The sequence below is a fragment of the Streptosporangium sp. NPDC004379 genome, from assembly GCF_042873875.1.
Taxonomy (GTDB): Bacteria; Actinomycetota; Actinomycetes; order Streptosporangiales; family Streptosporangiaceae; genus Streptosporangium.
Map to the genome: position 1 here is coordinate 493266 of NZ_JBIAMC010000001.1, position 20163 is coordinate 513428.

General features: G+C 72.9%; 19 protein-coding genes. 8 read left to right on the plus strand and 11 right to left on the minus strand.

Features of this window, described 5'->3' with window-relative positions:
• Positions 1-240: 240 nt before the first annotated feature.
• The 6 genes from ACFYSC_RS02135 to ACFYSC_RS02160 form a co-directional block, all read right to left on the minus strand.
• Positions 241-1248: a hypothetical protein gene (locus tag ACFYSC_RS02135; protein ID WP_362928635.1), complete on the minus strand. Its 1008-nt coding sequence runs from the start codon at positions 1246-1248 to the stop codon at positions 241-243.
• Between the two features lie 117 nt (positions 1249-1365).
• Positions 1366-1638: a hypothetical protein gene (locus ACFYSC_RS02140; RefSeq protein ID WP_389955366.1), complete on the minus strand. Its 273-nt coding sequence runs from the start codon at positions 1636-1638 to the stop codon at positions 1366-1368.
• A gap of 143 nt (positions 1639-1781) precedes the next feature.
• Positions 1782-2576 (minus strand): SDR family NAD(P)-dependent oxidoreductase, encoded by a 795-nt coding sequence (locus ACFYSC_RS02145; protein ID WP_389955369.1) that lies wholly within the window; start codon positions 2574-2576, stop codon positions 1782-1784.
• Between the two features lie 361 nt (positions 2577-2937).
• Positions 2938-3468, minus strand: a complete 531-nt coding sequence (locus ACFYSC_RS02150; RefSeq protein ID WP_389955371.1) for a hypothetical protein — start codon at positions 3466-3468, stop codon at positions 2938-2940.
• A gap of 141 nt (positions 3469-3609) precedes the next feature.
• Positions 3610-4164 carry a TIGR02611 family protein gene (locus tag ACFYSC_RS02155; RefSeq protein WP_362928627.1) on the minus strand — a complete coding sequence of 185 codons (555 nt, stop codon included), beginning with the start codon at positions 4162-4164 and terminating at the stop codon, positions 3610-3612.
• A 183-nt stretch (positions 4165-4347) separates the two neighbouring features.
• On the minus strand, positions 4348-7308 hold the full coding sequence (locus ACFYSC_RS02160) for a cellulose binding domain-containing protein (protein WP_389955375.1): 2961 nt from the start codon (positions 7306-7308) through the stop codon (positions 4348-4350).
• A gap of 219 nt (positions 7309-7527) precedes the next feature.
• Here ACFYSC_RS02160 and ACFYSC_RS02165 point away from each other — a divergent pair, with 219 nt between their 5' ends.
• Both ACFYSC_RS02165 and ACFYSC_RS02170 read left to right on the plus strand, forming a co-directional pair.
• Positions 7528-8448, plus strand: a complete 921-nt coding sequence (locus ACFYSC_RS02165; RefSeq protein WP_389955377.1) for an aryldialkylphosphatase — start codon at positions 7528-7530, stop codon at positions 8446-8448.
• Positions 8449-8462: 14 nt separating this feature from the next.
• Complete coding sequence (locus ACFYSC_RS02170) at positions 8463-9341, plus strand: sugar phosphate isomerase/epimerase family protein (RefSeq protein ID WP_389955380.1); 879 nt, start codon at positions 8463-8465, stop codon at positions 9339-9341.
• A 140-nt stretch (positions 9342-9481) separates the two neighbouring features.
• On the opposite strand, the gene soxR is transcribed toward ACFYSC_RS02170, so the two are convergent.
• Positions 9482-9967, minus strand: coding sequence for a redox-sensitive transcriptional activator SoxR (soxR, locus tag ACFYSC_RS02175; protein ID WP_362928619.1), 486 nt, complete (start codon positions 9965-9967; stop codon positions 9482-9484).
• Positions 9968-10097: 130 nt separating this feature from the next.
• The gene (locus tag ACFYSC_RS02180; protein WP_389955383.1) at positions 10098-11099 is read right to left on the minus strand and encodes a LacI family DNA-binding transcriptional regulator; all 1002 of its coding nucleotides are present in this window, start codon (positions 11097-11099) and stop codon (positions 10098-10100) included.
• Between the two features lie 165 nt (positions 11100-11264).
• Between ACFYSC_RS02180 and ACFYSC_RS02185 the strand changes: the two genes are divergently transcribed.
• From ACFYSC_RS02185 to ACFYSC_RS02200, 4 genes are all read left to right on the plus strand, one after another.
• The gene (locus tag ACFYSC_RS02185; protein ID WP_389955386.1) at positions 11265-12779 is read left to right on the plus strand and encodes an alpha-N-arabinofuranosidase; all 1515 of its coding nucleotides are present in this window, start codon (positions 11265-11267) and stop codon (positions 12777-12779) included.
• Between the two features lie 2 nt (positions 12780-12781).
• Positions 12782-14122: an ABC transporter substrate-binding protein gene (locus ACFYSC_RS02190; protein WP_389955388.1), complete on the plus strand. Its 1341-nt coding sequence runs from the start codon at positions 12782-12784 to the stop codon at positions 14120-14122.
• Positions 14119-15060 (plus strand): carbohydrate ABC transporter permease, encoded by a 942-nt coding sequence (locus tag ACFYSC_RS02195; protein ID WP_389955392.1) that lies wholly within the window; start codon positions 14119-14121, stop codon positions 15058-15060. Before ACFYSC_RS02190 ends, ACFYSC_RS02195 begins: the two co-directional genes overlap by 4 nt.
• Before the next feature lie 64 nt (positions 15061-15124).
• A complete protein-coding gene (locus ACFYSC_RS02200; RefSeq protein ID WP_362928608.1) occupies positions 15125-15961 on the plus strand; it encodes a carbohydrate ABC transporter permease in 837 nt (278 codons plus the stop codon).
• Positions 15962-16063: 102 nt separating this feature from the next.
• Here the strand turns inward: ACFYSC_RS02200 and ACFYSC_RS02205 are convergent, their stop codons facing one another.
• Entirely contained in the window at positions 16064-16720 is a 657-nt protein-coding gene (locus ACFYSC_RS02205; protein ID WP_389955396.1) for a neutral zinc metallopeptidase, read from the minus strand.
• A 223-nt stretch (positions 16721-16943) separates the two neighbouring features.
• Entirely contained in the window at positions 16944-17165 is a 222-nt protein-coding gene (locus ACFYSC_RS02210) for a DUF6158 family protein (RefSeq protein ID WP_389955398.1), read from the minus strand.
• A 157-nt stretch (positions 17166-17322) separates the two neighbouring features.
• Here ACFYSC_RS02210 and ACFYSC_RS02215 point away from each other — a divergent pair, with 157 nt between their 5' ends.
• Both ACFYSC_RS02215 and ACFYSC_RS02220 read left to right on the plus strand, forming a co-directional pair.
• Positions 17323-18282, plus strand: coding sequence for a LysR family transcriptional regulator (locus tag ACFYSC_RS02215; protein ID WP_389955401.1), 960 nt, complete (start codon positions 17323-17325; stop codon positions 18280-18282).
• A 44-nt stretch (positions 18283-18326) separates the two neighbouring features.
• On the plus strand, positions 18327-19766 hold the full coding sequence (locus tag ACFYSC_RS02220) for a hypothetical protein (RefSeq protein WP_389955404.1): 1440 nt from the start codon (positions 18327-18329) through the stop codon (positions 19764-19766).
• 114 nt (positions 19767-19880) lie between these two features.
• On the opposite strand, the gene ACFYSC_RS02225 is transcribed toward ACFYSC_RS02220, so the two are convergent.
• Positions 19881-20105 (minus strand): hypothetical protein, encoded by a 225-nt coding sequence (locus ACFYSC_RS02225; RefSeq protein ID WP_389955406.1) that lies wholly within the window; start codon positions 20103-20105, stop codon positions 19881-19883.
• Positions 20106-20163: the final 58 nt, after the last annotated feature.

Genomic DNA, 20163 nt, shown 5'->3' on the forward strand with positions numbered 1-20163 from the left:
CATGAGCATTCGCCGCGACGTCGTCTGGACCTGATCCCAGGATCCCTTCCCCGTCCGAAACGAGAGGAGGTGTCCCATGAGCATTCGCCGCGACGTCATCTGGAACTGATCCGCGCGTGATCGTCCAGGTGTCATGATCACAGCCGGTCACACCGCCGTCGGCGGCGTGGCCCGCCGTACGAGGGGCCGGCGGCGAACCCTCCCGTCGCCGGCCCCTCCACGCACCGGCGAGGAGAACGGTCAGGGGCGGGTGTAGCTGAGGTAGACCTTGGCCTTCCAGTCGGCGGCGGGGATGTCGGCCAGCACCCGGGTGCTCCTCCCGGTGAGGTCGGCGACGACCGCCCGGTAGGCGCCGCCGGACGGGACGACGGCGATGAGGTGCCTGTCGTCCCACCAGCCCAGCAGGGCCTGGGCGCGGATGTTCACCCTGGCCGACAGCCTTCCCGTGGCGCGGTCCCGGACGCAGACGGGCTCGGTGTAGGTCAGCGGGCACCAGGTCAGGAAGTCCTTCCCGGAGGGCGAGAAGGCGTCCTCTCCCCCGGCGGGCGCGCCCGTCCCGGCGAAGGTGCGCCGGAGACCGCCGTCGAGGCCGTAGAAGCGGGTGCCGCCCTGGTGCCCGGTCACCACCTCGGTTCCGCCGGGCCCCCAGCGGAACCTGGCGGCCCTGTCCGCCCCCTGCACGGTCACCGCCCGCGCGGTCTTCGCGGCGGCGTCGACGACCGCGAACCCGACGGTGTCCCAGCTCGTGCCGTTCTTCCGCTGGACGGTCAGCACCGCCTTGGCGCCGTCGCGCGACCAGTGGGCGAACTTGGCGATGAGCGGCCTGGCGACGGTCTGCACCTTCGAGCCGGTGTTCGCGGTGAGATCGGCGAGGAGCACCGAGTCGTGGTCGTTGACGTAGGTGGTGGGCACCGCGACGGCCCTGCGCCCCTTCGGGGCGACCGTGATCTCCTGGTAGCCGGTCTGCTTGGCGAACCGGCCGTCGCGGCGGAGGTAGGCGACGTTGCCGAGGGTGTAGGAGGTCACCTTGACCGGGTCGGCCGCCTTCTCGTGGACGGTCACGCCCGTCCCGGTCAGCTTGACGTCGACCACCACCGCCGCCGCGGCCGGCGCCGCGTGCGCGGCGGGCGCGAGGACGGCGGCCGGAGCCACGGCGGCGGCCAGGGCGGCGGCATGGCGGGCCGTACGGCGGACCGTTCCGCGGGCCGTACGGCGGGTCGTTCGGCGGAGACCAGCGATCATGGGCACGGCCGCAGCCTAAGCCGGATACACCTCATACTTCGTGATCTATAACGGATCGGTTGGCGTGACAAGGGTCGTCTCAGCGCTCCTCCCCGCCCCTGTCGGCATCTCCCTCGGTGTCTCTCAGTGCTCCTCCCCCACGAGCTCCCCGCACCGGGCGCACCCGGCGGCCGGCGCCGCGCGGTGCCGCCGCTCCTCGTAGAACCGGTGCCCGAGGGCCGCGACGACGAGGACGACGCCGAGCAGCACGAGCATCACCGGCCCGAACCTGTCGTGCCCGATCAATCCGATGACGAGATGGGCCATCCCCGCGGCGACGATGATCGCGCCGACGTTGGTCAGTTCTCTGTTGAGCGTCCACCGGGAGGCGGATCGTCTCCGTTCCGTCTCACTCATGTCCTCAAGGCTCGGCGGCGCCGATTACGGGCCGTGACCGAGCCTGTCACCGACATGTAAAAGATGGCGTGCCTCCGAGCACCGGGGTCCGGCGTCTCCCGGGCGCCGGAACCGGGACTCAGGGCAGGGACTCAGATCGGGGCTCAGGGCAGGATCGCGTCGACGTAGCCGCCGTCCACCCTGAGCGCGCCGCCGGTGGTCGCGGACGCCTGGGGCGAGCTGAGGTAGACGACCATGTTGGCGACCTCCTCGGGCTCGATGAGCCGCTGCAGGAGCGACTGCGGGCGGTGCAGGCGCATGAACTCGCGCTGCGCCTCCTCCCAGGGCAGGCTCCGGTCCACCAGTTCGTAGACGAAGTCCTCCACTCCCCCGGTGTGGGTCGGCCCGACGATCACGGAGTTCACGGTGACGCCGGTCCCGGCGGCGGCCTTGGCGAACCCACGGGACACGGCGAGCAGCGAGGTCTTCGACATGCCGTACTGGATCATCTCCGCCGGGATGGCGACGGCGGAGTCGCTGGCGATGTTCTGCACCCTCCCCCAGCCCCGCTCCATCATCCCGGGCAGGTAGCGGCGGGTCAGCCGTACGGCGCTGAGGACGTTCACGTCGAAGTAGGCGCGCCACTCGGCGTCGGTGATCTCCAGGGGCGGGCGGGAGCCGTAGATGCCGAGGTTGTTGACGAGGATGTCGGCGTCCGGGACCGCGTCGGCCAGCGCGGCCGCGCCCTCCTCGGTGGCGAGGTCCCCGACGACCGTGACGATCCCGGCGTCCGGCACCGTGCCGCGCAGCCGTCCGGCCGCGTCCTCCAGGGAGGAGGCGCCGCGTCCGGTGAGGACGACCCGCGCGCCGGACCGGGCGAGGCCGGTGGCGATGGCGTGGCCGATGCCCTGTGAGGAGCCGGTGACGATCGCGGTCCTGCCGGTGAGGTCGATGCGCACTCTGCCGCCTTCCCTTCGCTCTCGCTCCTCCGGGGCGGCGTCCCCGGACCTCCAGGGTGGCATCCGGCCGGAACGAGCCCTGGCCGGGGGTGGTTTTTCTCCGGTACGGCGAAGCGGGCGGGCGCCTGTGCCCCCGGGTCACGAGCCGGGGCGTACGGCGGGGCGTACGGCGGGGCGTACGGCGGGGCGTACGGCGGGGCGTACGGCGGGGCGTACGGCGGGGCGGGGACGGCCGTGTCGGCCGTCCCCGCCCCGTTCAGGTGTCGCATCACCCGCGCCGTCCCGGAGACCGGTGCCCGGCGGCCGGGCGGACCGGCCGCCGGGCACCGGTCCCGGACGGCGCGGACGACGTGGGCGGCGGCTAGAAGTAGCCGATGCCCTTGATGACCGCCGGGGTCTGGCCGAGGTTCTTGACCTTGAAGCGCAGGCAGGACTGGGCCAGGCGGGCCCGGGTGTTCGCCTGGACGTCCCGCGAGGCCGTCCGGGAGGCGCCCTGGGTGTCCGTCTGGGTGGCGCCCTGGGTGTCGTCCGTCTGGGCGGGGCCGCTCTGGACGGCGTCGTCCCGGTCCGTGCGGGCCAGGCTCCGGACGGCGCGCCGGGAGAGGGTCGCGGCGACCCGCGGCGCGTGGTCGTTGGGAGCGATCTCCACCTTGCCGATGGAGCGGCCCCGGCAGTTGGCGACCCGCACCTCGGTGGGCACGTCGTTGTTCTCCAGCTTGACCAGCACGTTGCCGCGGTAGGCGGCCGTGGGCACGAGCTCAGGTGTGAGCATCACCTCCTGGCCGGGCATGACCCTGGCGCGCAGGTTGACCGAGTCGGCGTGGGCCGCGGTGCCGGTCACCGCGACGATTCCGGCCGCCGCCAGGGCGATCATCGAAGACAGGGCACGCATCGAGTGTCACTCTCCTTTGTGTCCTTGGGGATCAGACTCAGCGAGACTACGGAGTGTGACGCATTGGAATCGTTACGTGACCGTCGGTTCAGGGTAAAGGCTGCCGGGAGATTCGCCGTCGCCCCGGGACCCCGTGCCCGGTCAGCGGGCGAGCAGGCGGCGGGCCTCCTCGACCAGGTCGATGCCCACGCTCAGTTTGAGGCCGTAGTAGACGATGGCGGCGGCGGCGACGGCCGCGGCCAGGACGACGAGGATCCTGACCGTCCAGCCCCGGCGGCCGAGCCAGGCGGTCCACGCTGCGAGGGTCCGCCGGCCGAACGCCAGCAGCCTGCGGGCCCAGTGGAACTCGGTGGCCAGGACGGCGAGGCCTGCGAAGACCACCAGCCAGCCGGGGCCGGGGAACGGGACCATGATGAGGCCGCCGATGACCAGCACGGCGCCGACGACGCCGATGACGAACTTCAGCGTGAGGTGGCCGGTGCGGGTGGACCGGATGCCGTCGAGCCACCCCTGGAGGCCGGAGCGGCGGGCCGGCGCGTCCACGCCGGGGCCGGGGTCCTCGTCCCCGGCCCCGGACGGGGCGCCGGTCCCGCCGCGGAGGTCCGCGGCCCTCGGCGGGCGGGCGGCTCCGCCCCGGGCGTCAGGCGTTCCACCGGAGATCGTCACGTACTCCCCCGTACGGTCGGTTTCGTTCAAGGATAGGGGGAGCTCCTCCGGCCGGGTCGCGCCGTTTCCCGGCCGGAGGCGCGGGGCCGGCCCGCCGCGGCTCTCCGGCCGGTCACCGTCGCCTTCCGACCGGAGAACCCGGAGAACCCGGAGTCGGCCCGCCACGCCTCTCCGGCCGGTCACCATCGCGTTCCGGCCGGAGGGCGCGCGGGGTCAGCCCGTCGTGCAGGTGACGGTGGCGGGGACGCCGTTGGTCCCGGTCCAGGAGGCGCCGAACCCGAACGTGGTGGACGCGCCGCCCGCCAGGTTCGCGTTCCAGCCGGCGTCCTTGACGGTCACGTCCGCGCCGGTCTGGGTGTGGACTCCGCTCCAGAGCTGGGTGATCTTCTGGCCGTCGGGGAAGGTCCACTTGACCGTCCAGCCGTTGATCGCCGAGGTGCCGGTGTTCTTCACCGTGACCTCGCCCTGGAACCCGCCGGGCCAGGAGTTGGCGACCTTGTAGGCGGCGGTGCAGCCGCCGCCGGGCTGGCCGCCGCCGGGCGCCGTGGTGAACGTGACCGGGTCGGAGGCGGCGGAGACGTTGCCCGCCGCGTCCCGGGCGACCACGTAGTAGGTGTAGGAGGTCGCCGGGGACAGGCCGGTGAGGGTGAACGTCGCCGAGGACGGCGAGCCCGCCTTCACGTCGGTCGTCCCGGCCTCCCGGTAGACGTCGTATCCGGTGACGCCGGTGTCGTCGGTGGACGCCGTCCAGGTGAGCGTGGCGCCGGAGGAGGTGATCGACGAGGCGGCCGGCTTACCGGGCTTGGACGGCGGGGCGGTGTCGTCATCGGGCGGGACGGTCCCGGACGGGTCGGCGTACAGGACGCCCCGGCCGTTGGTGCCGAGGTAGACGCGCCCGTAGATCCGCGGGTCGCCGGTGATGGCGTCGCCCATGTTGCCGTACTGGTGCCGGTCGTCGTTGATCCGCACCCAGGTCGCGCCGGCGTCGTCGGAGCGGAACACCCCGGCGGTGCCGTCCACGGTGGCGGCGGTGTAGAGCGCCGGGTACGTCTTGCCCGGCGCGGCCTTGCCGAAGCCCACGCTGACGGCGTTCGTGACGGCGGAGAGCTTGGTGAAGGACGCGCCGCCGTTGACGGAGTGCCACAGGCCGCTCTCGCCGCCCGCGAGCCAGATGTCGCCCTTGACGCCCGGCAGGGCCTTGAACCTGACGTCGCCGGTGGCCGGCAGGCCGGTGGCGGCGGTGGCGGTGAAGGACGCGCCGCCGTTGACGCTGACGTAGAACTTCCCGGCGGCGAAGCCGTAGAAGGTGTTGGGATCCACCCGGTCGGACTCGACCACCGCGCCGGTGGGGATGCCGGTGGAGGCGGTCCAGGAGTTGCCGAAGCCCACCGAGTAGTGGACGGGTATGCCCTTGGGGGCCCAGACGAAGCGGGAGCCGTCGGCGGACGCCGCGACCGTGCCGCCCTCGTTGATCCCGCCCGGCTCGGTGCCCTGGAACCAGTTGGCGCCGCCGTCGGTGGAGAACGCGACGTGGCTGTCGTTCGGCCGGTCGGCGTCGGTGAAGCTGCCCGCCCGGACCATGATCGCCGGCTTGGCCTCGGCGTAGTCGAGGCTGGTCGTGGTGGTGAAGACGGGCGAGGTGAACATCATCGGCGGCACGGCGTCGAGGCTGGCGTGGCGGAAGCCGCCGATGTCGCCGAGCCCGCTGATCAGCGGCGCGCCGGTGGGCGGGCTGACCAGGTCGAGGACGGCGGTCTCCTCCAGCCCCTTGACCATGGGCTTGATGGTGAACTGGCCGCCGGTGTCCCACTTGAGGAGGTCCTCGGTGCCGTAGATGGTGGCGCCGGTGCCGTACATCATGCGGTTGGAGTCGAACGGGTCGATCTCCATGGACTCCGTCATCCAGCCGAGCTTGGGCGCGGTCTCCGGCGGCGCCGGGTTGCCGCCGAAGGTGAGCCAGGGGGACGAGGAGATGTCCATCTTGTAGCGGAGGGTGCGCTCGGGGTAGCTCGCCCAGTCCCAGATGCGGGTCCAGGTCGCGCCGCCGTCGGCGGAGCGGAAGAAGATCACGTCGGGCCACCAGGAGACCTGGGTGGCGACCATCAGGGTGCCGGGGTGCTGGCGGTCGAGGGTGAGCCCGCTGTAGCCGAAGTAGTCGTCGGACGAGCTGGAGGGGATCGGGCTGATCCGGGTCCACGCGCCGGTCGCGGTGTCGAGCTTCCAGACGTCGCCCTTGGCGCCGTCGTACGGCCCGCCGGTGTCGCTGGTGGCGATGTAGAGCGTGTGGTTCCCGGCGTCCAGGACGCCCTTGTGCGCGATGTACCCGGTGGGCTGTCCGGCGACCCGCGTCCAGGTGGCGCCGGCGTCGGCGGAGCTGTAGACGGTGTTGGCCTTGTCGGCGACGCCGACGTAGATCTTCTTCGTCGGGCTGCCCTTGGTTCCCGAGGAGGGGTCGAAGGTCACCCAGACCACGCCGGGCCGGTGGCTGAGGTAGCCGTTCGGGTCGTTCGGGTCCTGGGCGTAGTCGCCCGGGTTGGTGAAGGAGGTGACCTTGGCCCAGGTCACGCCCTTGTCGGTGCTGCGCCACAGGCCGTTGCCGTCGGGCGCCCCGAGGTAGACGACCCGGTTGTCGTTGGGGTCGACGGTCAGGCGCTCGCCCATGCCGCGGCCGGGCATGTTGCCGCCGAGCTTGAACGGCAGCGGGGTGGCCTGCCAGGTCTTGCCCCGGTCGGCCGAGCGCAGGATCGCGCCGTTGTTGGGGTCCCAGCTGTTGGTGTACATCCCGGCGGCGACGTAGACGCGGTCGGGTTCGACAGGGTCGGTGGCGAGGCTGACCACGCCGTTGTAGCCCCACCGGTCGCGGCCCACCCAGTCGAGGAGGGGGATCCAGCTCTTGGTGGCCTGCTCCCAGCGGTAGGCGCCGCCGATGTCGGTGCGGGCGTAGATCAGGTTCTTCTCGGTCTGGTTGAAGATGATCCCCGGCACGAACCCGCCGCCGTCGATCCGGACGTTCTTCCAGTCGTACGGCTGGGCCGCGGCCGCGGCGGCGTTCGCCCGCGCCCCGGCGGGCGCGGGGAGCGCGCCGGCGGACGCCGCGGCTCCCCCGGCTCCCCCGGCGACGGCCGCGCAGGCCACCGAGACGGCGGCGAGCACGCTGAACAGACTTCTTCGCATGTACGGCTTCCCTTCGCTGAGCAATGGTCAGACCGCCATGCACGGTCAGGGGGCGGGGACCCTGACCTTCGACCGCCCATGATGCACGTGCATGAACGCCCAGAGGGTCACACAGCAGCACACATCCCGTCAATAGTTTGGAAGCACAACTAAAAGCGGAAAGGTAAAGCCCTGAGGCTTTCTTCGATTTTCACACTAAATATGGGCTAATGTCCGTTCATGCATGAGGCAAATCTCGTGATGACCGTCAACGGCCCGTGCCCCTCGCCGGACATCGAGGGGGCGGTCCTCCCCCGCGAGCATCTCCGCAGCGACCTGCGGTGCGCGGCGGGCGCGGCCTCCGACCCCAACCGCTGGCTGGACGAGGAGGACGCCGTCGTCGAGGAGCTGCGCGACCTCCGCCGGTACGACGCCCTCGGCCTGGTCGTCGAGCTGAGCTGCATCGGCGCCGGGCGCGACGCCGCGACGCTGGCCAAGGTCGCGGCGTGCAGCCGCGTCGGCGTGGTGGCCGGGACCGGCTTCTTCGCCGGCCCGTTCACGCCCGCCTGGGCGCTCGACGCCGACGTGGACACGCTCACCGCCCACCTGCTGGCCGAGATCCGCGACGGCCTGGACGGCACCGGGGTCCGGCCCGGCGTGATCGGCGAGATCGGCGCCTGGGACGGCGACCCGTCTCCCGCCGAGGAGCGCTGCGCGGCCGCCGCCGCCCGGGCGTCCCTGGCCTCCGGCCTGCCGGTCGCGGTCCACCACCGCGGCGCCCTGCCGCTGCTGGAGATCCTGCTCGGCGAGGGGCTGCCCGCCGATCGCGTCAGCGTCGCCGACGCCGGGACCGACCGCGCGCTCCCCCGCAAGGTCGCCGAGGCCGGCGGCTACGTCTGCCTCTCCTCCCTCGGCTCCTCTCCCGGGTCCGACCGGCTCAGGCACGCCCTCGCCCTCGTCGAGGAGGGACACGCCCACCGGTTGCTGCTCAGCAGCGGCCTGTCGAGGGTCTCGGAGATAGAGCGGTACGGCGGAGCCGGTTACGGCCATCTGTTCCGCACGTTCCTGCCCAGGATGCGCGAAGCTGGGATCACCGAGGACACCATCCGCCTGATCACCCGTGACAACCCCCTCCGCTGGCTGGCCCGTCTGGAACAGTGACACCTGGAGCAGTGATGTCGATCAAGGTCGCGAACGCCCCCGTCAACTTCGGGATCTACCGGGCCGACGACGCGCCGATAGGCCCCGCGACCATGCTCGGCGCGCTGGCCGGCGCCGGATACGACGGGGTCGACTCCGGGCCGATCGGCTACCTCGGCATCGGCGCGGAGCTTCGGGAGCGGCTGGAGCGGGCCGGGATGGGCCTGGCCGGCGGCTGGGTGGACCTGCGTTACGAGGACGCCGGGGCGTTCTCGGCCGGCCTGCCGGGGCTGGAGGCCGCCCTGGCGGTGTTCGCCGGCGCGGCGCCCGCCGACGGCCGGTTCGCGCCGCGGCCCACGCTCGCCTGCCCCGGCCATCCGCCGCGGGTCGCCCGCGACGGCGCCCCGGGCCTGCCCGCCGGCGAATGGACGGGCTTCGCCGCCCGGGTCCAGGAGGCCGCCGACCGCTGCCGCGACCGGGGCCTGGAGCCCGTCTTCCACCACCACCTCGGCACCCTGGTGGAGACCGCCGAGGAGGTCGAGCGGCTGCTGGAGCTCACCGACGTCTCCCTCTGCCTGGACACCGGGCACCTGTGGCTGGCGGGCGGCGACCCGGTGGCGGCGCTGCGCGACTGGGGCGGCCGGATCCGGCAGGTCCACATCAAGGACGCCAGCCGCGCGGCGCGCGACGGGGTGCGGGCGTCCGGCGGCGACCTGGCCGCGGTGGTCGCGGGCGGCGGCTTCCCCGCCCTGGGGGCCGGCGAGGTCGATCTGGCGGGGGTCCTCGCCGGACTGGACGGCTACGAGGGCTGGCTGGTCGTCGAGCAGGACGCGCCCGGCTCCGGCCAGGACGTCCGCCGCATCCTGGACGACCAGCGCGCCAACCGCGACTGGCTGCGCGCCCACGGCGTCTGACCCGCACGATCGTACGGCGGGCCGCGCCGTACGGCGGACGTCCCGGATCCTGCCCGCACGCGACTCCGGCGGCCCGTTCGGCCGGGACGCGCCCTGCGCCGCGCGGGCCGTACGGCGGGCGGAGCCGTACGGCGGGCCGCTCAGACCGCGGGCTCGCACACCTCGCCGGCGCACGGGCGCGGGTTCGGACGGCCGACCATCAGCCGCGAGCCCGGCCCCCGGGCCGCCTCCGCGTCGCCGGGGTTGGCCAGCGCACAGCGGTCCAGGGACAGACAGCCGCAGCCGATGCACTCGGTCAGGCCGTCACGGAGCCGCTGGAGCTGCTTGATCCGGTCGTCCAGCTCCGACCGCCACGTCGCCGACAGCCTCGCCCAGTCGTCGCGGGTGGGGGTGCGCTCCTCGGGCAGCGCCGACAGCGCGGCCTGGATCGTCTTCAGCGGGATGCCCACCCGCTGGGAGACCCGGATGAAGGCGATCCTGCGCAGCGTGTCACGGGCGAAGCGGCGCTGGTTGCCGGCCGTGCGGCGGCTGCGGATCAGCCCTTTGGCCTCGTAGAAGTGCAGCGCCGAGACGGCGACGCCGCTGCGGGCCGCGAGCTGGCCGACGGTGAGTTCGAAGTTGGGCACGGGCCCATCGTAACTCGACCTCCACCATTCTTGAGGTTTCGCCCGGAGCCACGGCGTCCGCGCGGGAGCGGCGGGGCCCTCCTGAGGTTTCGCCCGGGGCCACGGCGTCCGCGTGGGAGCGGCGGGGCCCTCACCTGCCCAGGGTGCTCTCCCTGGGCACGAGCCGGTAGCCGGCCCGCGCCTCGCGAGGGGGCTGGCCCGGCCGGCCGTCGATGCGCTGCCGGAGCAGGTCGACCGCGATACGGGCCAGCTCCGCCTTGTCGGGGGCGACGGTGGTGAGGGTCGGCGTGCTGTAGCGGCCGTCCTCGATGTCGTCGAGCCCGGCCAGCGCGATGTCCTCGGGCACCCGGAGTCCCGCGGCGAGGATCGTGCGCATCGCGCCGAGCGCCAGCAGGTCGTTGAAGCAGAACACCGCGTCGGGCCGCGGGTCCAGGGTCAGCAGGCCGGCCATCGCCGCCGCGCCCTCCGCCCGGTGGTAGCGCTCCACCTTCGCGACCGTCTCGGGCAGCCCGCGGGCGGCCAGCGCCTGGCGGTACCCGGCCAGGCGGAGCGGGGCCGTACCGCTGGCGGAGTTGTCCTGCGCGCCGAGGGCGGCGATGCGGGTGCGGCCGAGGCCGATCAGGTGCTCGGTGACGTCGCGGGCCGCCCGTACGTTGTCGATGGCGACGTGGTCGGCCGGGCCGTCGTGGATCCGCTCGCCGAGCAGGACGAGGGCGGTGTCGTCGGTGCGGGCCGCCAGTTCCTCGGCGCCGATCGCGAAGGGGGTCAGGATGAGCCCGTCGACCCGGTGGTCGCGGACCCCGTCGAGGGCCCGCCGCTCCCGGTCGAGGCCGCCGTCGGTCTGCTCGATGACGACCAGCCACCGGTGCTCGGCCGCGGCGTCGATGACGAACCGGGACAGTTCCGCGAAGTAGGGCGCGTCGAGCTCCGGCAGGGCCAGGGCGATCACGCCGGTGCGGCCGCGCCGCAGGTTCCGCGCCGACAGGTTGGGGCGGTAGTCGAGTTCGGTGAGCGCCTTCTCCACCTTCGCCCGGGTCTCCGGGGAGACGTGGGCGTACCCGTTGACGACGTTGGAGACGGTCTTCACCGACACCCCCGCCAGGCGCGCGATGTCGCGCAGGCTCACTCCCACGGCGTCTTCCGTCCTCCCCGGCCGCGCGGCCCTCCAGGCTCGCGCGAGATGCGAACCCGTCGATCGTAACGCCCGGGTATCGCTGCGGCGGCGACTGTTTACAACGTTGAAACAACGTTGTACAAACGTCCCTATTCACGCAAGCCCCCGTAAAAGAGGTCTGCCTTGCCCCCCTCCGCCCGCCTCACCCTGGACCCCGCCTTCCGGATCGGCCCGGTGGAACCCCGGCTCTTCGGCTCGTTCGTCGAGCACATGGGCCGCTGCGTCTACACCGGCGTCTTCGAGCCCGGCCACCCCCTGGCCGACGCCGACGGCTTCCGCACCGACGTGCTGGAGCTGACCCGTGAGCTCGGGATCACCGTGGTCCGCTATCCCGGCGGCAACTTCGTCTCCAACTACCGCTGGGAGGACGGCGTCGGCCCCGTCCAGGAGCGGCCCGCGCGCCTGGACCTGGCGTGGCGGAGCCTGGAGGGCAACCGCTTCGGCCTCAACGAGTTCATGGCGTGGGCCGCCAAGGCCGGGGTGGAGCCGATGATGGCGCTCAACCTGGGCACCCGCGGCGTGGCCGAGGCGCTGGAGCTGGTGGAGTACGCCAATTACCCCGGCGGCACCGCCCTGTCGGAGCTGCGCCGCTCGCACGGCGTGGACGAGCCGCACGACGTGCGGCTGTGGTGCCTGGGCAACGAGCTGGACGGCCCCTGGCAGATGGGGCACAAGACCGCCGCCGAGTACGGCCGGCTCGCCGCCGAGACCGCGCGGGCGCTCAAGCGGTTCGACCCCGGGCTGTCCCTGGTGGCCTGCGGCAGCTCCAACAGCGGCATGCCGACGTTCGGCTCGTGGGAGGCCGAGGTGCTGGAGGCCACCTACGAGATGGTCGACCACATCTCGCTGCACGCCTACTACGACCCGTCCGACGGCGACGTCGACTCCTTCCTGGCAAGCGGCGCCGACATGGAACACATGATCCGCTCCATCGCCGCCACCGCCGACCACGTCGGCGCGAAGCTGCGCAGCAGGAAGAAGATCATGCTCTCCTTCGACGAGTGGAACGTCTGGTACCAGAGCCGGTTCGGCGGCGAGTCGTCGCTGGACTGGACCGAGCACCCCCGGCTGATCGAGGACACCTACGACGTCACCGACGCGGTCGTCGTCGGCAGCCTGCTGATCACGCTGCTGCGCAACGCCGACCGGGTGAGCGTCGCCTGCCAGGCCCAGCTCGCCAACGTCATCGCCCCGATCAGGACCGAGCCCGGCGGCCCGGCCTGGCGGCAGACCATCTTCCACCCGTTCGCGCTGACCGCCCGGCACGCCCGCGGCCAGGTGCTGCGGGTGGAACCCGAGTGCGCGGTGATCCCCACCGCCAGGTACGGCGACGTCCCGGCGATCTGGGCCACCGCCACGCACGACGAGGCGACCGGCGACACGACGCTCCTCGCCGTCAACCGCGACCGGAACTCCCCGTGCGACCTGGAGGTCACCCTTCCCGAGGGGATGCGGGCGGTTGCGCACCTGGAGCTCGCCGACGACGACCCCTCGGCCGTCAACTCCGCCGAGACGCCCGGCCGCGTCGTCCCCCGTCCCGGCTCCGGCGCCCGCGTCGAGGGCCGCCACGCCTCGCTGCGTCTCTCCCCCGCCTCGTGGAACATCGTCCGCTTCGCCCCCGCTTCCCCCCAGGAGTGACAATGACCAGTCCGCTTTCCCGCCGTTCCTTCCTCAGCATCTCGGGGGCCGCCGGGCTCACCGCCGCGCTCGCCGCCTGCGGAGGCGGCACGAAGATCGGGGCGGACTCCTCCGCGCCCGCCTCGGCCGCGCCGACGTTCTCCGGCGGCGAGTACACCGGGCCCAAGGTGACGCTCGACTACTGGAACGGCTTCACCGGCGGCGACGGCCCGCACATGCGGAAGATGCTGGACGAGTTCAACAAGCAGTTCGCCGGCCGCATCGAGGTCCGCAACGTCACCCGGCGCTGGGAGGACCTGTACCCGGCGATGCCGACGGCCATCTCCGCGGGCAAGGGCCCGGACGTGGCGGTCATCCACATCGACTGGGTCGGCACCATGGCGGCCCGCAAGACGCTCCTGCCGCTGGACGACGTGGTGAACTCGCTCGGGCTGACCGAGTCCGACTACATCCCCGCCATCTGGAAGGCCGGCGTCTACAAGGACCAGCGCTACAGCGTGCCGCTGGACGTGCACTGCCTGGCCGACTACTGGAACACCGAGCACCTGGACAAGATCGGGCTGAAGGAGGCGCCCGCCGACCGGGAGGGCTACGAGAAGGCACTGACGGAGCTGAAGAAGGCCGGTGTCGCCAGCCCGTTCTGGATGCCGAACAAGTGGCCGGCGCACCTGATGTTCATGAGCCTGCTGTGGCAGTTCGGCGGCGACCTCTACAGCGAGGACGGCGTCAAGGCGCTGTGGGGCGGGCCGGAGGGCGAGAAGGCCCTGGCCTGGATGGTCGAGCAGATCGACAAGGGCTACAGCCCCGCCGAGGTCGCCCAGGACAGCCAGTACGCCGCCTTCAAGAACGGCAAGGTCAGCCTCACCTGGGACGGCATCTGGCAGATCAACGACCTCAAGACCAACGCCCCGTCGCTGAAGTGGGGCATGTCCCCGATCCCGAACATCGGCGGCACCGCCGCCATGTGGAGCTCCTCGCACAACTTCGTGATGACCTCCCAGGCCGGCAAGGACCCGAACAAGGTCCAGGCCGCGAAGTTCTTCATCGACCACATGGGCCGCCTGTCGGCCGAGTGGGCCAAGGCCGGCATGATCCCCGCCCGCAACTCCGCCCGCCAGGACGCGGAGATCGCCGACCTGCCGCAGATCAAGCTGGCCGCCGACCCCGAGGTGTTCCACTTCATCCCCGCCATCCCGGGCGTCGGCGACGTGCAGAGCAAGGCCCTGGAGCTGGCCGTCGCCAAGGCCGTGCTGAAGCAGTCGTCCCCCGCCGACGCGCTGAAGGAGGGCGTGGCGGCGGCGGACAAGCTGCTGGCCGACAACAAGCGGAAGTACGGTCAGTGAGCGGCCCGCCTGTCAGGGTGGAGGACCTGTCCGGGGCGGCGTCCCCGGGCGGGTCCCCCCGGACCGCGGGCAGGATGCGGTCCTGGACGCCGTACGCGTTCTGCGCCCCCTACCTCGTGCTGTTCGCCGTCTTCATGATCCTGCCGATCGGCTTCGGGTTCTGGACGAGCCTGCACGAGTGGGACATCAACCTGCCGGCCAAGCCGTTCGTCGGGTTGGAGAACTACACCGACCTGTTCGACCCGGCGAGCGTCGACGGGTCGCGGTTCTGGTCGGCGATGCGGGCCACCGGGATCTTCACCGTCTTCTCCGTCCCACTGCTGATCGTGCTGCCGCTGCTGGTGGCGCTGCTGATGAACGGCCGGTTCGCCGGGCGCAACCTCTACCGGGCCGTCTACTTCGCCCCCTACGTGCTGGGCGTCGTGGTCGTCGGCGTCGTCTGGCAGTTCCTGCTGGACGGCAACATCGGCCTGGTCAACCACTATCTCGGCCTGGACGTGCAGTGGACCACCGCCGTGCCGCCCGCCTGGATCGCCCTCGTCGGGGTGACGGTGTGGTGGACGCTCGGCCTGAACGCGGTGATCTTCCTCGCCGGGCTGCAGGACATCCCCCGGGAGCTGCACGAGGCGGCGATGGTGGACGGCGCCTCGGCCTGGGACCGGTTCCGCGCGGTGACCCTGCCGGGCCTGCGGCCGGTCATGCTGTTCGTGGTCAACACCACGATCCTGGCCTCGGCCAACATGTTCGGCCAGTCCTACCTCATCACCCGGGGCGCCCCCGCCGACCAGACCAAGACCGCGATCTACCTGATCGCCGAGACCGGTCTGCGCCAGTTCGACATGGGCACCGCCTCGGCGATGAGCTTCATCCTGGCCGCCTTCCTGATGGTGGCCAGCGGGCTGGTCTTCGGCGCGTTCCGGGACAGGAGGAAGGCATGATCCGGGCCTTCGCCGGGGGAACCGCGACCGGGGGTCCCACGATCTCCGCGAAGGGGAGGAAGCCGTGACCGGGGACATCCGCCGGCTGCGCCGTACGCTGCTGCACCTGGTCCTGGCGGTGATCGCGGCGCTCTACCTGAGCCCGCTCGTCTACATGGTCGTCACCTCCTTCAAGACCCGTGAGGCCGCCGGCTCGACGGAGCCGCAGTGGATCCCCTCCCCGGTCACGATCGACGCCTACCGGGAGATCCTCGGCAGCGCCGACAGCCCGGCGATGCGCTGGTTCCTCAACAGCCTGGCCGCCGCCACCGGGCACGCGGTGCTCGTCCTGGTCACCGCCACGCCCGCCGCCTACGCGCTGGCCCGGCTCCGCTTCCGCGGCCGGAACCTGCTCTTCGGGACGATCGTGGCCACGCTGTTCGTGCCGCCGGTGGTGCTGCTGATCCCCAACTTCCTGATCGTCAACGAGCTGGCGTGGGTGGACAGCCTGCCCGCGGTGATCGTCCCGGCCGCGGCCGGCGCGTTCGGGGTGTTCTTCCTGCGGCAGTTCTTCATCACGCTGCCCGGGGAGCTGGAGGAGGCCGCGGAGCTGGACGGCTGCAACCGGTGGCAGATCTTCACCTCCATCGCGCTGCCGCTGGCCCGCCCCGCGCTGGTGACGCTGTTCCTGCTGTCGTTCCTGACGAACTGGAACGACTTCCTGTGGCCGCTGTACGTGCTGCTCAGCCCGGAGTCGCTGACCCTGCCCGCCGGCCTGGGCAACTTCCAGAGCGCCAACAGCGTCCGCTACGACCTGCTGATGGCCGGCGCGGTGATCGCCAGCGCCCCGGTGATCGTCATCTACCTCGCCGCCCAGCGCTGGGTGATCGAGGGCATCTCCCGCTCCGGCCTGAAGGGGTGAGAGCCGCTCCCGCCGTACGGCCGGCCGGCCCGGGTCCCCCGGGCCGGATTTCCCAGGCCGGATCTTCCGGGCCGGGAGGACGGGCCGTACGGCGGCGCGGCGTCAGGGCAGGCAGCCGCGCACGCCGTACCTCGCGCCGCGGTTGAAGGAGGAGGTGCGCTGTGCGGCGGTGCCGTGGTCGGTCACGTCGGTCCAGGACGTCTCGTCGCCCAGCCTCCGGTGGATCTCGGCGATCTCCTCCACATCGCCCCGCTCGAACCGCAGCACGCCGTCGGCCGCGGCGCCGTACAGCACGGCGCCGGCCAGGCAGTCGGCCTGGAGCTCGTAGGTGGACATCACCAGCGAGTCGCGCAGCCGCGCCTGCACGGCGTGCCCCCACTCGTGGGCGACGACGAGGTACACCCACGCGTCGCCGATGCGGTAGCCCTGCGCCATGAGGTCGAGGTCCCAGGCGATGAAGTCGTCCTCGATGCAGTACCAGGCGTTGTCGTAGCCGAGACGCCGGCCGCCGCACAGCGGCGGCTTTTTCACGCCCCTGCGGTAGCCGCCGTACACGGCCGGGGGGACGTACTTCCCGGTGAAGAACCGCGACCAGTGGGTCCGCCAGTAGTTGTCGACGACGTAGACCGCCGTGGAGACGTCCCGGCCCATGTCGTCCGCGCTCCGCGCCGCCGCGGCCGGGCCTGCCGGGACGGCCACCGCGGCCAGGGCCGACCAGGCGGCCACGAGGCAGAGCGCCTTCCATCGCCGCACGCGCACAGAAGCCTCCCGCGGACCGGATCCTGCCTCGAAAGTAGGCGCGGATCGGGCGCGGCGGAAGACCGCTGAGCCGTATGGACGAAAGTTCTGCGAAGGGGCCGGGGGCCGGGCACGCCACCGGCCCCCGTCGCGGACGCGCGTCCGCGGCGGGGGCCGGCCGTACGGTCACCGCCGGACGACGGCCACCGCGACCGGCCGTACGGTCACCGGCGGCGGGCGACGGCTACCGCTGCCGGGCGCCCTCGCGTAGCCGCTCCGGATCGACGTCCCGCTCGGGGTGACGGCGCAGGTACTCCTGCTCAAGCTCCCCGGTCCGCGTGGTGTGGTTCGCCAGCGCGTCGTCGGATCCGTGCATGAGCGTCTCGGTCCGCGTCTCGTGCATGTGCCGCAGCTCGCGGAACAGGTCTTCCTCGGAGAGGTCCTTCGGGTCGATTCCCATCGTCATGGGACTCGCCTACCCCGTCACCGCCCTCCCTCACCTCCCGTTCGTCTCCGCCGTGCCGCGCAAACGATCCCGCCCGTCACTTGATTTCACTAAATTCCGTCAGATTTCATGACTCAGCTACATTGCGGGCATACCGCCATCGCTTTACCTTCCCGGTATGGACCTCGAGCTTCGACACCTCAGGATCGTGCGCGCGGTCGCCGAGGCCGGGAGCGTCACCAAGGCCGCCACCCACCTCGGGCTGGCCCAGCCGGCGCTGACCGCCCAGCTCAAGCGGATAGAGCGAGGACTCGGGGGAGCGCTGTTCCAGCGCGACCACACCGGCGCGCGGCCCACGCCTCTCGGGGAGCTGGTGCTGGCCAGGGCGAAGGTGCTGCTGCCCGCCGCCCGCGAGCTCCAGGAGGAGGCGGTGCGGTTCGCCAACACCGGCGGCGCCGCGCCCAGCTACCGCCTGGGCGCCACCAACGGGCCGATCCTGGGCGGCCTGGTCGACCGGCTGGCCGGCGAGTGGCCCTCCACGCCGGTCAGCACCTGCACCTCCTGGTCGGCCAGGGAACTCGCCACGATGGTCACGCTCGGCCGCATCGACTTCGCCGTCGTCGGTGCCTGCGGCGAGAGCCCGCCGCCCCTGGAGGGGCCGGTGATGTGGCAGACGATCGGGCTGGACCCCGTCTTCGTGCTGCTCGGCGAGGACCACCCGCTCGCCGGGCGAGAGGAGGCGGAGCTCTCCGAACTGGCCGGCGAGCGGTGGGCCGTCACCCCCGGCGACGGCTGCTTCGGCGACTGCTTCGCCGCCGCCTGCGCCCGCGCCGGCTTCACGCCCCTGACCATCTACGAGACCGATGTGGCCACGTGCCTGCACCTGGCCTCCGTCGGCCGCGCCGCCGTACTGTGCCAGGCGACCTTCCAGCCGACCCCGGGGCTGACCACGGTGCCGCTCGCCGGCGCACCGCTGCGCTGGCGGCATATCCTCGGCTGGCACCCGGAGGCGGGCACCGCGCGGGTCGCGGACTCGGTCGCCGAGCACGCCAAGGCGGCCCACGCCGACGCGGTACGGCGCAACGCCCGCTACGCCTCCTGGCTGAGCCGCAACCCGCGCTTCGGCACCAGTCCCTGACGGGGCGCGTCACGGCCTCGACCGCCGTCGACCACAATGGTCGGATGAGCGAGGTTCTGACGCTGTGCGAGGGCACGGTGCTGACGCACCTGGCCACCCGGGCCGAACTGGCGGCGGGCCGGCTGGCGGCCGCCGACGACCTGCGGCTGTGGGCGCGGCTGGCCGACGGCGAGGGGCTGCCGCTGACCGGCGGCGGCCGGGTGCGCACCGTGACCGAGGAGGGCGAGCCGTTCCTGACCGGGCCCGCGGGCTGGCTGGCGGACGTGGCGGCCGAGGACGTCGTCGCGCTGCGCCTGCGCGGCGGCCGGCTGGAGCCGTCCGTCGTGAAGCTCGACGCCTTCCCCGCCGACCGGGCGATGCTCGTCGTCCAGGAGTTCGGCGAGCGGGCGCTCGACGCGCTGCGCGGCTTCGCCGAGGGGATCGACCCCTCCCCCGGCGTCCCGATCGACGCGGCGGTGCTGGAGCTGCTGGCCAGGGCGCCGGACGCCTTCGCCGACCCGCTGCCGCCGCTGGCCCCGCTGCTGCGGGGGGCCTCCCTGGAGGTGCGGGGCGGCCGGGTGGGCGTCGTGGGCACCCCCTGGGACCCCGGGTCGGTGGCGGGCCTGTCGCCGCTGGACATCATGCGGCTGACCCTGTCGCGCAGCGCGCTGCGCACCTACGACGAGGGGGCCGACCTGTCGAGGGCCGTCACGTACCTGTCGCGCTCACCGGAGGTGCTGGAGCGGATCGCCGACGAGGTCGAGCGCGAGCCTCTCTCCCCCCGGGTGCTGGAGGCGCTCCCCCGCACCGAGCCGGCGGCGCTGCTGCTGGCCGCCAGGTCCGCCGAGGGCGAGGGGCGGTCGTTCGAGGCGTCCGGACTCGTCGGGGAGGCGCTGTCCCTGGCGCCCGGACTCGCTCCGGCCGAGCGGGACGCGGCCGAGTACGCCGCCTGCCGCACCGATCCCGGCGACCCGCTGCCCGCGCGGGCGGAGCACCTGTTCCGGCAGCTCGTCGTGTACGGCGCCCGCCCGGCCCGACGCCGGCTGACCGACGACCTGGTGGCGCTGAGCGTCCGGGTGGCCGAGCCCGCCCTGGCCGACCTCGCCCTGTTCGAGAACGACGTGGTGGGAGAGTTCCTGGACGCGCGGGGCGTGTGGCTGCGCGACGACGAGGTGGAGCTGCTGGAGTCCTGGCGGCGCACGCCGCTGCGCCTGTGGGAGGTCCTGGAGGTCGAGGGGGAGGAGGTCGCCCTGCGCGACTCCGGGTCCGGGGGGACCGGGACGGTCACGGTGACCGACGAGCTGCTGTCGCGCCAGGCCGTGCCCGGAGACCTGATGCTGACCCGGCTGCTGGGCGACGGCCGGGGACCGCGGGTGTTCGGCCACCCGTTCAAGGTGGCGCCGGAGCGCCGGGAGGAGATGCTGGCGCTGCTGACCGACCCGGTCGACCCCTACGCGGTGGCGGCCTTCTTCCGCCGGGTCCCGCGCCCACCCGGCGCCACCTGACGCGGGGACCGCCCGCCCGGCGCCCTTCGGCACGAGGACGGCACGCCCGGCGCCCTGCGGCGCGGGGACCGCGCGGCCGGCCGAACCGGCCGCGCGGGCGCGAGGAGCACGCCGTCAGTCGTCGTAGCCGTCGTCGTCATCGTCGTTCCAGCCGCGGTTGCCGTACCCGCGGCCGTCGTCGCCGTCGTCGTCACCGGCGACGTACCCCTGGAAGGGCTGTTCGACGGCGACGCGGGCGGCCGTGTCCGCCGTGGCGGGCTGGGCCGCCAGCGCGGCGGGGACGACGAGGCCGGAGCCCGCCACGACGCCGGCGGCGAGAGCGTACCTGATCCTGATCATGTGACCCCCAGGTCCGATCGGTCACGCCCGGGCCACGCCCGGGCCGACGGAGCGCCGC